Origin of the sequence: Reichenbachiella sp. MALMAid0571, from assembly GCF_040151475.1 — a bacterium.
Lineage (GTDB): Bacteria > Bacteroidota > Bacteroidia > Cytophagales > Cyclobacteriaceae > CAXBNB01.
Genome location: NZ_JBDKWG010000142.1, coordinates 1 through 12809 on the forward strand (window position 1 = coordinate 1; position 12809 = coordinate 12809).

At 36.7% G+C, this 12809-nt stretch carries 13 protein-coding genes; 5 read left to right on the plus strand and 8 right to left on the minus strand.

Annotated features, from left to right (window positions below; genetic code table 11):
- Nucleotides 1–260 precede the first annotated feature (260 nt).
- Together AAOP42_RS16240 and AAOP42_RS16245 are read left to right on the plus strand one after the other, a co-directional pair.
- Entirely contained in the window at nt 261–734 is a 474-nt protein-coding gene (locus AAOP42_RS16240; protein ID WP_349529601.1) for a phosphatidylglycerophosphatase A family protein, read from the plus strand.
- A 6-nt stretch (nt 735–740) separates the two neighbouring features.
- Complete coding sequence (locus AAOP42_RS16245; protein ID WP_349529602.1) at nt 741–1136, plus strand: GtrA family protein; 396 nt, start codon at nt 741–743, stop codon at nt 1134–1136.
- A gap of 2 nt (nt 1137–1138) precedes the next feature.
- Here the strand turns inward: AAOP42_RS16245 and AAOP42_RS16250 are convergent, their stop codons facing one another.
- From AAOP42_RS16250 to rsfS, 8 genes are all read right to left on the minus strand, one after another.
- Nucleotides 1139–2029 (minus strand): phosphatase PAP2 family protein, encoded by an 891-nt coding sequence (locus tag AAOP42_RS16250; protein ID WP_349529603.1) that lies wholly within the window; start codon nt 2027–2029, stop codon nt 1139–1141.
- A gap of 42 nt (nt 2030–2071) precedes the next feature.
- Entirely contained in the window at nt 2072–3076 is a 1005-nt protein-coding gene (locus tag AAOP42_RS16255) for a potassium channel family protein (protein WP_349529604.1), read from the minus strand.
- Between the two features lie 97 nt (nt 3077–3173).
- Nucleotides 3174–3956, minus strand: coding sequence for a DUF6048 family protein (locus AAOP42_RS16260; protein ID WP_349529605.1), 783 nt, complete (start codon nt 3954–3956; stop codon nt 3174–3176).
- A gap of 7 nt (nt 3957–3963) precedes the next feature.
- Nucleotides 3964–4422 carry a DUF6452 family protein gene (locus AAOP42_RS16265; protein WP_349529606.1) on the minus strand — a complete coding sequence of 153 codons (459 nt, stop codon included), beginning with the start codon at nt 4420–4422 and terminating at the stop codon, nt 3964–3966.
- A gap of 13 nt (nt 4423–4435) precedes the next feature.
- On the minus strand, nt 4436–5263 hold the full coding sequence (locus AAOP42_RS16270; protein ID WP_349529607.1) for a hypothetical protein: 828 nt from the start codon (nt 5261–5263) through the stop codon (nt 4436–4438).
- Nucleotides 5264–5275: 12 nt separating this feature from the next.
- Nucleotides 5276–6052, minus strand: coding sequence for a UDP-2,3-diacylglucosamine diphosphatase (locus tag AAOP42_RS16275; protein WP_349529608.1), 777 nt, complete (start codon nt 6050–6052; stop codon nt 5276–5278).
- A 47-nt stretch (nt 6053–6099) separates the two neighbouring features.
- The gene (gene ftsH, locus AAOP42_RS16280; protein WP_349529609.1) at nt 6100–8199 is read right to left on the minus strand and encodes an ATP-dependent zinc metalloprotease FtsH; all 2100 of its coding nucleotides are present in this window, start codon (nt 8197–8199) and stop codon (nt 6100–6102) included.
- 59 nt (nt 8200–8258) lie between these two features.
- Entirely contained in the window at nt 8259–8627 is a 369-nt protein-coding gene (gene rsfS, locus AAOP42_RS16285) for a ribosome silencing factor (protein WP_349529610.1), read from the minus strand.
- A gap of 40 nt (nt 8628–8667) precedes the next feature.
- On the opposite strand from rsfS, the gene AAOP42_RS16290 reads away from it, so the two are divergent.
- From AAOP42_RS16290 to AAOP42_RS16300, 3 genes are all read left to right on the plus strand, one after another.
- Nucleotides 8668–9429: a biotin--[acetyl-CoA-carboxylase] ligase gene (locus AAOP42_RS16290; RefSeq protein WP_349529611.1), complete on the plus strand. Its 762-nt coding sequence runs from the start codon at nt 8668–8670 to the stop codon at nt 9427–9429.
- A 62-nt stretch (nt 9430–9491) separates the two neighbouring features.
- Nucleotides 9492–10793, plus strand: a complete 1302-nt coding sequence (ahcY, locus tag AAOP42_RS16295; RefSeq protein ID WP_349529612.1) for an adenosylhomocysteinase — start codon at nt 9492–9494, stop codon at nt 10791–10793.
- Between the two features lie 114 nt (nt 10794–10907).
- Entirely contained in the window at nt 10908–12734 is a 1827-nt protein-coding gene (locus tag AAOP42_RS16300; RefSeq protein ID WP_349529613.1) for an ABC transporter ATP-binding protein, read from the plus strand.
- The last annotated feature ends 75 nt before the right edge of the window (nt 12735–12809 follow it).

The window sequence follows — 12809 nt, forward strand, 5'->3', positions numbered from 1 at the left end:
GGCAGGCCTAAATCCCCTAAAGGGGACTTTTTGATCACCCCTTCAGGGGGCGGGGGTAGTTTTAGGAAATCGAAAAAATCTTTTCTCATTTCGTTTAAACGTACTTTTTTAGGGTATTTAAAATTTAGTCGGACACCACTAATTAAGTTTTTATCAAATTGATTTGTTCCAAAAGTCTCTGCTTATCAGGCAGAGACTTTTGTTTTTTATTTCGATCAAATAAAAATCGTACTTTTGTCGATAATCTTAATAGACACACCATGCGCAACTTTTATATTTTCATGTCCACAGGGTTTGGTAGCGGCTATTCACCAATTGCTCCGGGAACAGCCGGATCGATTGTGGGATGTATAGTTTTTTATGTACTTAATCTCATATCTCCCACGTACTTTCCTGGTCTTGGTATCGACTCTATTTACTTCATAGCCCTTATTATAATATTTCTAATCGTTGGGGTAAAAGCAAGCCATTTTTTAGAAAAAGATTGGGGAGAAGACCCTCAAAAAATAGTAATAGACGAAATAGTCGGAGTGTGGATTGCCCTTCTTTTTATCCCATACTCACATTTAAACCTTCTACTTGCATTGGTTTTATTCAGGTTTTTCGACATATTCAAACCATTAGGCATAAGAAAGTTTGAAAATATGAAAAAGGGATGGGGAGTAATGATGGATGATGTTGTCGCAGGTGTATATGCTAACATTTGTTTACAAATTTACCTCTGGCTATTTTAGTAACTAATGACCCCAGATAAGCCTTCAGGAAAAACCTCCTTCTTCAGGTACAATATAGCAGCATTACTGGCTACTGCCGGAGATTTTCTTACATTAATATTTCTGACCGAACTGGTAGGCTTATGGTATTTGGCGTCAACAAGCCTAGGAGCTATAGTTGGAGCGATAATAGCTTTTACATTAGGTAGAAACTGGGCTTTTGTATCCAAAGAAGAAACAAAAACCAGACAAGCAATAAAATATGGGATTGTAGCCCTTGGAAGTATGGGTTTAAATACACTTGGAGTATTCTTTTTTACAGAGGTTATCGAAATCCAATACGTAATTTCAAAATCCATAACTGCAGGAATCGTCGCTCTTGGTTACAATTACCCACTAAGTAAATACTATACTTTTAAATAATATTATTTCTTGTTCCCCTGCCCTAATTTTAGACTCAAAGACAAGCCCGTATAATCATCTGAAAAGAAAGGTTGCCAAGACATTATAGATTTCTCTTTTTTCTTTTTGTGCAAATGAGGAACTACAAATCCAACTAAGGCACCCACAGCATATCCCGCCATCACATCAGTAGGAAAATGTCTGCCAGCTTTCACTCTCAGGTAAGCCGTGGTTGCCGGAATCAAAAATGCACCACTCCACATTACAGCTTTAAAACCAGACTTCATGTTTGGATGGTAATCTGATACCACCTTAGCCATAAAAAAAGTAAATGCTGCAGTATGGGATGTATGCCCTGAGAAAAAAGATCTTTTGGCATCAATTTTTAATTTTTTCTCTAAAGGCGTTTCAGTATTATATGTAAATGGCCTTGGTCGTCTTGCAATATTTTTAGCCAAATTAGTCAATCCAAAAGTAGTGGAAAAAACTTCGAGTGACATAGCGACCAGCGGCCAGATATCTTCTTTAGTATGATGGTTGGACACAAAGTAAATCGGAAGCAAAGTCATTGATGTTCGAAAGAAATCACTATAAGAGGCCGCTTTAGTTGAGCTGTTGTAAATTGTTCCTCTGTCCAGAAAAGACAATCCATCAGGATTCAATCTGTTGATCTCGTCAATATTCAAAAATTTTTCATTGTTGGCAGACTGGGCTACAAATCCAGCAGATACAGTGAGGACACTGGTAATGATAAAAGGAATTTCATGTTTAAAACTTAATTCATAAGGACGGGGTTCGTCATGGTTTCCTCCAATACAAACCCCACAGGGGTCTTCATTGGTTTGTGCTAAAGTATTATTGATAAAAACTAGAGGGAGTAATACTATGAAATATCTTTTGAAATATTTTGACATTAAGTGTTGTGTGATGGCTATTTAAAACGACATCAGTTTTGCTCAGGTATAAAATGTCTTAAACTTTTTTATACTTTCTTCGGATCCTGAAATTATCATTACATCCCCTCTTAGTATTTTCGTATCAGGAGAAGGATTGAAAATAAATCCATGTTGAGGATCTCTAAACCCAACTACCGTTACTCCCGTTCTGTTCCTAACATCCAACTCTCTTACTGATTTTCCTCTAAATTCATCTTTAAAAACATCGAAAACTACTTCTTCCAACTTGAGTTCGTTGCTTCCTTCACCTGTCAAAAGCTCCAGAAACTCTATTACATACGGTTTGATTATTAACTGTGCCATGTGGGTACCACCTACAGCATCTGGCATTATTACTTTTGACGCTCCGGCACGCAACAGTTTCTTTTCAGACTGCTCCTGCGAAGCTCTGGAAATAATAGTCAAATTAGGATTGAGTTCTTTTGCAGTAAGTGTAATAAATACATTTGCAGCATCGTTAGGGAGAGTTGTGATTAAAGCACTCGCTTTTTCTATTCCAGCCTCGCATAGAGTTTCATCATGTGTAGCATCACCGATCACTACCTGATAATTTTTCACCTCCTCACGTGCAAACAACAACTCTTCATTAAACTCCACTAAAATGAATTTTCGGTTGTTTTTGTACAGTTCTTCGCAAGCTTTTTTTCCATTTCTGCCGTATCCACAGACTATAATATGACCCTTCATTTTTTTTACTTCTTTTGTAGATATAAAATTCTTAAAAACAGAGTTTAACTTTCCCTCAAAAATATAGGTAGTCACAACAGAAACCACGTAGGCAAAAATTCCCAGATTAAAAATAATATAAAAACTTGTGAATAATCTCCCATTCTCCGAAAGAGGATTGACTTCATTGAACCCAACAGTTGAAAAGGTAATTACCGTCATGTAAAAAGCATCTCCGATCGTATAATCTTCGATATAAACGAATCCAACTAAGCCTATTACCAGACTCAACGTGAGAAGAATAACGGCAGTAACAAAACTTTTTATTTCTTTATTCACTATCTATAATCACAGGAGATGTCAATATACAATGATAGCATTTATATCACAACAAAATAAAAAATTAAGAATGATGTATCACATATTTGAATAGCCACTAAAACCTATTTTGAAAAGAATTAGATGGTAGGGATTGGTTTGACGGGGTGGAGTCAGATCTTTCCCTAAACACCCTTTTGGGCTTTTTTGGTATGGGTTTATTCCGAAATGGAATGTTGTAAAGCAAATAGTAATTAAACCCGGCATTACTATTTTTATCAGCCCGGCCAAACCCAGGAATGTTTCTTGGAGTCAATTCGTCAAACCCAGTCATCTTCTTTCCTATTTTATACCGCAATGTATAGCCAAAATACAACCGTTCAAATACCTTCACCTTCAGGCCCATAGTCATTTCATACCATCTGGCAGACACTCCGTTATTAGCCAATGAAATGCTTTTCTGCCCCCACTTATCGAAATCTCCCGTGTATTGAATCTCATCAGAAAAATTAGATCTGGCATACCTAAAACCAAAAAAGAAGAAGTTTCTATCCGGATTATATGGCATCATATTTACCTGTACACCCATTCGTATATAATTGCCTTTGTTGGAATAGTTAAATTCATCATTAGCTATTGAATTTCTTTCATGCCCCAGATCCACCACAAAAAAATACCGATCAAAATCTATATCTGCCTGAGCCTCCAGTTGTGTAAATCCCGAAGAGATTGCCGTACGTCCCAAACCTATTGCTTCCATGCCCACATTAACAGCAGATGGCTTAAAATCTCTTTCTACCTTCGGCTTTGAATCCTTTGAGTCTGTCTTTGGTGTAGCAGTAGTTTCTTTGGCCGGAAGTTTCTCCTCCTGAGCATAAGCGAACTGACATACTGCTAACAATAATATGCTAATAATAAACCTCAATGTTCTCCGATAGTGATTGATCCAAAAAATCATTTATTAGTGCTACTGAATCAAAAGAATAGTCTGATAGAGCAATTTCAGAAAAAGTAACTGACGGCCCGCATTCTTCCGAAATAATAGCAATGTTTTTAGAGTAATTTAGCTCCAACTTATCTACCTGATCAGATTTGTAAAATAAAAATGTAGAGGTGGTTGACGTTGGATCCAAAATTAACTCATAATAAGAAAGCAATGTATCCTGATAAAACACAGAATCGGTATTCACAGCTTTTATAGAATCAAAATTAACCTCCAGTGATGTTGAATCAGTACTGTCATAAAACTTCAACTTTACAGCGTTTGGTGCTATTTCATTCCGACAGTCAGGTATGTTGTTACAAGCATAGCATAGCAACCCAAAAAGGGAAAAAACTACCAACAAACGTACTCTGGCTGAAATCATGATACCTGCTTAGTCATTGGCGAAGATACCTATAGATATCCAATTGCCTGTCGGAAATGCAAAAGAAGTAATCTCCTGATTTTTGAACATTTTCATAGCCTTCTTTAGGTAAAGATATTTCAAACTCTCCCAGTCCATACAGTTCCTCTTCAATCATTTTATTCTCATAATAACAATACAGCTTGTCCTTTTGAAACCCCAAAGAATTGATCCCTTTCTTTTCCATTTTTTCTACCAAATTTCCCTGATTGTCAAAAATAAGAATTCCATAATTTTTGTCCACAACGTATAATCTTCCCTGATATTCTTTCATGAAAATAATGGCATGATTGTCAACATCAAGAAATTGAAAAAAGGGTTGCTCAACAAGCACCTGATCACTTTTCAAATCCAACAATTTCAAAGTAAAATCAGACTCATCGACCACCCACAAGTTTTGCTGGAAATTGAGTGCAATATTACTCACAAATCCTACTTGATAAGATTCAAAATTGTAACGAGCTGTCTCTGACAGAAATCTATTTAAAACAACGACTTCTTGAAATGAATCATAGAATACCACAATTTTAAATGACGACCAGACATCAATCTGTTTTACTTTTCCATTTTTAATGGGTGAATAAGTTAATGTGGCTTCTCCAGCACTATTTACCTTAAGAACATCACCGTTTAGCCTTGACAAATAAGCATTCCCTTGTTGGTCAGCCATCAAATAGTCTATGCCGGATACAGGCTTACTCATCACCAACTCCATACCTCGTTGAGCATCAGTAGTAAGTATGTTGAATAAATAAGCTGAAAATATTAAAAAAAGGATGGTATGGAATTTAAGTATTAGCAACTCAACTGAAGCTTATTGTCTTTCCTTAAATTTTTTGAACTCAAAATTATGCCCATCAAATACTCCATAATTAAACTGCGTAATCCATTCACCCAAATTTACATACCGACTCCCTTCACTCAACTGATAATCTATTGGCAAATGTCTGTGTCCAAATATGTAGTAATCAAAGTGAACTTTTTTTTCCTTTTCCTTGCAATAAGAAAGAATCCACTCATTTTCAGCATCGAAAGAACCATCAGATTCTTCATTATGAGCCCGGCTCTGCCGAGACCAAGCCTTTGCCAATCCCATACCGACATTTGGATGAAGCCACTGAAATAACCATTGGCAGGTTCTGTTAGCAAATACTTTTTTCAAGATTTTATAAGTACCATCTCCCGGCCCCAATCCATCGCCATGACCAATATGAAACCTTTTATTGCCAATAAGGTAGTCTTTTGGTTTTCTTTCCAACTGTACGTTAAGCTCCATGGGAAAATAATCCGCCATCCACATGTCATGATTTCCAGTATAGAAAATAATTGGAATTCCGGAATCGGAGATCTCAGCTATCTTTCCAAGAAACCGGATGAAACCTTTGGGAATAGAATATTTGTATTCGAACCAAAAATCAAATATGTCTCCGACCAAAAAAACAGCCTCCGCATCATTTTTAATTTGATCCAGCCAATCGATTATTTTGGATTCACGTGTCCGACTTTCCTCATCGTTGGGTGCTCCAAGGTGAAAATCACTTGCAAAGTAAATTTTCTTACCTTCAGTAAGTTCAGAGAAGTCTCTATTCATCCGATATGATTTAGACCGGAATCCGGTAAATTAATACGAATATACTGTCATTTCTCCTTGCTGGCTTCTTTTATTTGTCCATCAACATTATCAGTTCCTACTCCTTCCTCGATCTCAACTTCAGTTTTAATAGTTGACTTCAAGTCTTCAATATCAGATGACTTAACCTCTTTATCCGAGGCATCATCATCCGAGTTTCCATTAGTGAAAGCTTCATAGTTCGTCACTTTAGCAAAAGGCCTTTTTCCGATCAAACCTTCTAAATCGGCTTGGAATATTATTTCCTTCTCTAACAGTTCTTTTGCTAGAATTTCAAGCTCACTCCTCTTATCTGTAAGGAGTTTAATGGTTCTTTGATAGGCTTCATCAATAATTTTCTTCACTTCCTGATCTATCAATTCTCCTGTAGCTTCAGAGTAAGGTTTATTGAAGTTGTATTCAGATTGCTTGGAATCGTAATAAGAAATATTTCCAATTTTATCATTCATGCCATAAATAGTAACAATACTATATGCCACTTTGGTAATTCGTTCCAGATCGCTCAGTGCCCCGGTGGATATTTTCCCAAAAACAATTTCCTCAGCAGCTCTTCCTCCCAATGCCATACACATTTCATCAAGTAGCTGTTCGGTCTGATACAAAAATTGTTCGTTTGGCAGATACTGCGCATACCCTAATGCTGCTGCTCCTCTTGGTACTATACTTACTTTCACCAAAGGATCGGCATGCTCCAAAAACCAACCAGCTACAGCATGCCCTGCTTCGTGGTATGCTACAATTTTCTTTTCCTCCGGGGAAATAATTTTGTTTTTCTTCTCAAGACCTCCAATCACTCTATCAATTGCATCATGAAAATCTTGCATTTCTATGGCCTCTTTGTCTTTTCTGGCCGCAATAAGAGCCGCTTCATTACAAACATTTGCAATTTCTGCACCTGCAAATCCGGGAGTCTGGGCTGCCAATTTTCTGGAATCAATGGTCTTATCAAGTTTCAAAGGTTTTAAATGTACTTTGAAAATAGCATCTCTACCTACAATATCCGGCTTATCTATACTGATCTGACGATCAAATCTTCCAGGCCGCAAAAGTGCATTATCCAAGACATCAGGCCTGTTGGTTGCTGCCAAAATAATTACACCGGAATCCGTAGAAAAACCATCCATCTCTACCAAAAGTGAATTCAGTGTATTTTCTCTCTCATCATTTGATCCAGGCATCTGCCCACGCCCCCTCGACCTGCCTATAGCATCAATTTCATCTATGAATACAATACAAGGTGCTTTTTCATTGGCTTGCTTAAACAAATCTCTCACTCTTGCAGCACCTACTCCTACGAACATTTCCACGAAATCTGAACCCGAAAGAGTAAAGAACGGAACCTCTGCTTCCCCTGCTACTGCTTTAGCCAAAAGAGTTTTACCCGTACCGGGAGGTCCTACAAGCAATGCCCCCTTTGGGATTTTACCTCCCAGTTTAGTGAACTTGGATGGATTTTTAAGGAAATCAACAATCTCTTTTACCTCCTCTTTGGCTTCTTCTAATCCTGCAACATTGTCGAAAGTAATTTTTACTTTGTTCTCAGCATCAAATAGTGCAGCTTTTGATTTTCCAATATTAAAAATCTGTCCTCCCGGACCTCCTCCGCCTGTCATCCTTCTCATCAACAACCAGAATCCCAATATGATAAATATCAAAAATCCTGAATTCAGGAAGATTTGAGTGTAGTCTGATTTGTCATCTACTTTGAAATCGTAGTAATTGCTTTCTTTCAATTTGGCATCCAGTTCTTCCCTTTTTCTTGCAAAAATGTCGAGACTCTCAATTTTGAAAAAATAATGCGGGCCAGTACTGATGCCAAACCTGTTTTGCTGTTCTAACTGAAGTTTGTATTTACTATTTTGAAGGGCTTCCGATTTCAACGTTACTTCTACCTTATTCTGATTTCGAATTAAAACCACTTCTTTTACATCCCCACTCAGCGCCATTTGCTCAAATCTCTTGAATGAGATTTCCACAGCGGAACTATTATTGCTGAAGTATGAAATTCCAAATATAAAAGCCATCAAACCCAAGATGATCCAAAGCTGATAGTTTGGTTTTCCCGGTTCTCCGATTATACTCTTCTTTTTTCTTGGTTTATCTGCCATTATATAGTCTTTCTAATTATTCTGTTTGTTAACGCTTGTTTATTGAATTGGTTCTTTTATCAGGCTACTTCGGTTATTTGAGCATCGCCCCATAACTCCTCCAAAGAATAAAAATCTCTTCTGTCTTTTCTGAAAATATGAGCCACTACATCCACATAGTCGATAAGTATCCATTCTTTATTGGTTTTTCCTTCTTTTTTCCAAGGATTTGTTTGTGTCATTTTATATACTTCAGCCTCTACTGATTCAGAAATTGCATCTATTTGTGTATCCGAATTTGCAGAACAAATCACAAAAAAATCAGCAACAGCATTTTTGACATCTCGCAAGTCCAAAATTCTAATATCTGAAGCCTTTTTTTCTGCCATTCCATTCACCACTATATCAGTAAGTTCTTTAGATTTCAATACCGTCTTGCTTTCTTGCATCCGAAGTTTTTAAATTAGCCACAAAATTACACAAAATATCTTGCATAAATTCTTTGCCAAAACGCAATTTCTAGGAAAAAAAGTTTATTCCCTGCCACAATGTCACTCCACCAACGAGGAAGCTCAGCGATTAATTTCAGAGAAAAAAACCATAGAAGGACAAGTTGTAATCACTGCCAACCAAACCAAAGGAAAGGGCCAAAGGGGAAATGCATGGGAATCCGAACCCAATCTAAACCTCACTTTTTCCATCATTCTAAAGCCAACATTTCTCAAAATAGCCAATCAGTTTGAATTACATAAAATATCATCATTAGCAATTCATGATGCTCTATTTCCAATACTGGGAAATAAACTGAAAATAAAATGGCCAAATGACATCTACTACGGTGACCTTAAGCTTGCCGGTATTTTGATCGAAAATATCCTCAGAGGAAATTCTATTGAATACTCAATAGTTGGAATAGGTCTCAATATCAATCAACTGATTTTTAAAAATGATTTTGCTACTTCCTTAGCTGATATCACAATGGAAGAACACAACACATATGAAATAGCCGAATCTATACTTGTGATGTTAGAAAAAAGGTATTTAGAGCTAAAAAATGGTAACTCGTACCAATTACTTCATGAATACCACAGTCGCCTATACAAATTTGAACAACCTCAACTATTTAAAATATCTGATTCTGTATTTACTGGTAGAATAAAAGGTGTCAATGAAACAGGCAAGCTTCTGATAGAAGAGAATGAACAACTAATGATGTTTGACTTTAAGGAAGTTGAATTTTTAAGGGAATAATAAGTTCACATCAACAATTTACATAAATTTGCATTCCTATTTTTCAGAAATACAATAATATCATGATAGAAACTCAAGAAAAATTCAAAGTAAAAGACATTTCCCTTGCAGGATGGGGAAGAAAAGAAATCAAACTAGCCGAAGCTGAAATGCCTGGCTTAATGTCCCTTAGGGAAGAATACGGTGCTTCAAAAATTCTAAAAGGAGCCAGAATAGCCGGATGTTTGCACATGACTATTCAAACAGCTGTATTGATAGAAACTCTCGTAGAACTAGGTGCTGAAGTGAGTTGGTCTTCTTGCAATATATTCTCTACACAAGACCATGCAGCCGCTGCTATAGCTGCCGAAGATATTCCAGTATTTGCATGGAAAGGATTGAACGATCAGGAATTTGACTGGTGTATCGAACAAACTTTATTTGCTTTTGAAGGTGGAAAACCTTTGAACATGATTCTGGATGATGGTGGAGATCTTACCAACATGGTTATAGATAAATACCCTGAGTTGGTTTCCGGTATTAAAGGATTAAGCGAAGAAACTACAACAGGCGTTCACAGACTTCAGGAAAGAGAAGAAAAAGGCACTCTTCCAATGCCAGCCATTAACGTAAACGACTCAGTAACAAAGTCCAAATTTGATAACAAATACGGATGTAAAGAATCTTTGGTGGATGCTATCAGAAGGGCAACCGATGTAATGATGGCAGGTAAAGTAGCTGTTGTTGCCGGGTATGGAGATGTTGGAAAAGGTTCTGCTGCCTCTCTAAAGGGTGCGGGTGCTCGTGTAATAGTTACAGAAATAGATCCTATATGTGCACTACAAGCTGCTATGGATGGGTTTGAAGTCAAGAAAATGGACGATGCTGTGAGCGAAGGAGATATTATTGTGACTACCACCGGTAACAAAGACATTGTAGTAGGCCGTCATTTTCTAAATATGAAAGACAAAGCCATTGTATGTAATATCGGACACTTTGACAATGAAATTGATGTTGCCTGGCTAAACAGCAATGCAACCAAAACGGAAATCAAACCACAGGTAGATTTATATGACCTTAAAGGCAAAGAAATTATCCTGTTGGCTGAAGGAAGATTGGTAAACTTGGGTTGCGCAACGGGTCATCCATCGTTTGTGATGTCAAATTCGTTTACAAACCAGACTTTGGCACAAATAGAACTTTGGACCAATACTGACAAATATGAAAACAAAGTATATATGCTTCCTAAGCATCTGGATGAAAAAGTAGCAAGGCTTCATTTATCAAAAATAGGTGTGGAATTAGACGTGTTATCTGACGATCAGGCAAAATACATTGGTGTGACTCCAGAAGGCCCTTATAAGCCGGAATACTACAGGTATTAATTTTAGAGAAAATTGAAATAGAAAAAAGGCACCAAATTGGTGCCTTTTTTTAAATCTTTATATGGCGGTCATTTCCTTTTTCGTAAGAATCTCAAATCCCCTACTTTTGATATAATGAAAAATTTTTGGAGGATTCTTAGTTATGCAAAGCCATACCAAAGCTTTATACCTCAATACATCATTCTTACATGGCTTTATGTATTGTTTAGTTTGGTGAATTTCACTATTCTTAAACCTTTGCTTGAAGTATTGTTCGACCAAACAAACCCAGAAGTCATCAATATGGAAGCACCAAGTTTCCAATTGAGTATCTCCTTTTTCACTAATACCTTTTACTATTACTTTGGACAGTTTATTGAACAAAATGGAAAAATTGGAGCACTGAAATTTGTTTGCCTGATCATAGTAATATCTGTATTCCTTTCAAATCTTTTTCGGTACTTATCGGGCGTAATGTTGGCATCAATTAGAGTCAGGGTGCTGGAAAAAATCAGATTGGACATATTCGAAAAAGTAACAGCTCTGCATTTGGGCTATTTCACCGAACAAAAAAAGGGAGATATCATTTCACGCATCACAATAGACATTCAGGAGGTTCAAGCGTCTGTGGTCAATTCGTTAAAAATACTATTCAAAGAACCCTTTTTGATCATAGGCTATTTCTGGATTTTGTTTACCATGTCTCCACAACTTACGCTGTTCACCTTGTTAGTCTTACCAATTTCCGGAGGAGTGATAGCCTACATAGCAAAAAGACTCAAAAGAAAAGCTTTACTCACTCAACAATCTCTTGGCAGGATTCACAATATCTTAGATGAAACCATATCGGGAATGAGAATCGTGAAGGCATTTACGGCTACTAAAGCGATGAATGATAAATTTGGTGTCGAAGTAAAAAACAACAGTAGGTTTACACTTTCTGTTTTCAAAAAAATGGAATTGGCCGGACCTATTTCAGAGTTTTTAGGCGTACTGGCAGTAGCTACTATACTTTATATAGGTGGTACTATGGTACTCAATAAAGAAACTTTCCTATCTGCTTCTTCCTTTATCACTTTTTTGATCATTTTCTCACAAGTACTAAACCCTGCAAAAGCAATTTCTAATGCAATGACTGCAATAAACAAAGGCTTGGCTTCATCTACAAGAATCTTTGAATTAATAGATACAAAACCCGAAATAATAGAATCGAAAAATGCTATTCCAATAAATACATTTAAATCATTGATCCAGTATCGTGATGTTTGCTTTTCGTATGATCAAGAACCTGTACTAACAAACATCAACCTTGAAATTAAAAAAGGAGAAATTGTTGCACTTGTAGGGCCGTCAGGAGGTGGGAAATCTACTTTGGCAGACCTTCTCCCAAGGTTTTATGAACCGACATCCGGCATGTTGTCCATTGATGGAAAAAATATAAATGAGTACCTAGTAGAAGATTTGAGAAAGCTAATGGGGATCGTTACACAGGAGTCAATATTGTTTAATGATACCATAAAAAACAATATCGCATTTGGGTTAAACGATGTGAACGAATCAGCTATCGTAAAAGCAGCTCAAGTTGCCAATGCACATGAGTTCATTATGGAAAACCCTGAAGGTTATAATACTATTGTAGGAGAAAGAGGAATGAAACTTTCCGGCGGTCAAAGACAAAGGTTGAGCATTGCCAGAGCCATATTGAAAAACCCAGACATACTTATATTAGATGAAGCTACTTCTGCACTCGACTCAGAGTCCGAAAAATTAGTTCAAGAAGCCCTCACAAACTTAATGAAAGACCGCACATCCATAGTGATAGCCCATAGGCTAAGTACTATTCAAAATGCAGATAAAATTGTAGTAATTGAAAAAGGAAGAATAATACAAACAGGCTCTCATGAAGAATTGAGTAATAAAAAAGGACTTTATCAAAAACTATTAAAAATGCAGTCATTTTAATGCTTCAACCCCTTCAGTACTACTTAAAAACCGATTTTTAAAATTGAACCTCTTGACTAGTATCAAACTAAAAAA

What these genes read in the sequence shown, in the direction of transcription:
- AAOP42_RS16240 (WP_349529601.1), top strand. Translation starts at nt 261, where the DNA reads ATGCGCAACTTTTATATTTTCATGTCCACAGGGTTTGGTAGCGGCTAT.
- AAOP42_RS16245 (WP_349529602.1), top strand. Translation starts at nt 741, where the DNA reads ATGACCCCAGATAAGCCTTCAGGAAAAACCTCCTTCTTCAGGTACAAT.
- AAOP42_RS16250 (WP_349529603.1), bottom strand. Translation starts at nt 2,029, where the DNA reads ATGTCAAAATATTTCAAAAGATATTTCATAGTATTACTCCCTCTAGTT.
- AAOP42_RS16265 (WP_349529606.1), bottom strand. Translation starts at nt 4,422, where the DNA reads ATGATTTCAGCCAGAGTACGTTTGTTGGTAGTTTTTTCCCTTTTTGGG.
- AAOP42_RS16275 (WP_349529608.1), bottom strand. Translation starts at nt 6,052, where the DNA reads ATGAATAGAGACTTCTCTGAACTTACTGAAGGTAAGAAAATTTACTTT.
- ftsH (WP_349529609.1), bottom strand. Translation starts at nt 8,199, where the DNA reads ATGGCAGATAAACCAAGAAAAAAGAAGAGTATAATCGGAGAACCGGGA.
- rsfS (WP_349529610.1), bottom strand. Translation starts at nt 8,627, where the DNA reads ATGCAAGAAAGCAAGACGGTATTGAAATCTAAAGAACTTACTGATATA.
- ahcY (WP_349529612.1), top strand. Translation starts at nt 9,492, where the DNA reads ATGATAGAAACTCAAGAAAAATTCAAAGTAAAAGACATTTCCCTTGCA.
- AAOP42_RS16300 (WP_349529613.1), top strand. Translation starts at nt 10,908, where the DNA reads ATGAAAAATTTTTGGAGGATTCTTAGTTATGCAAAGCCATACCAAAGC.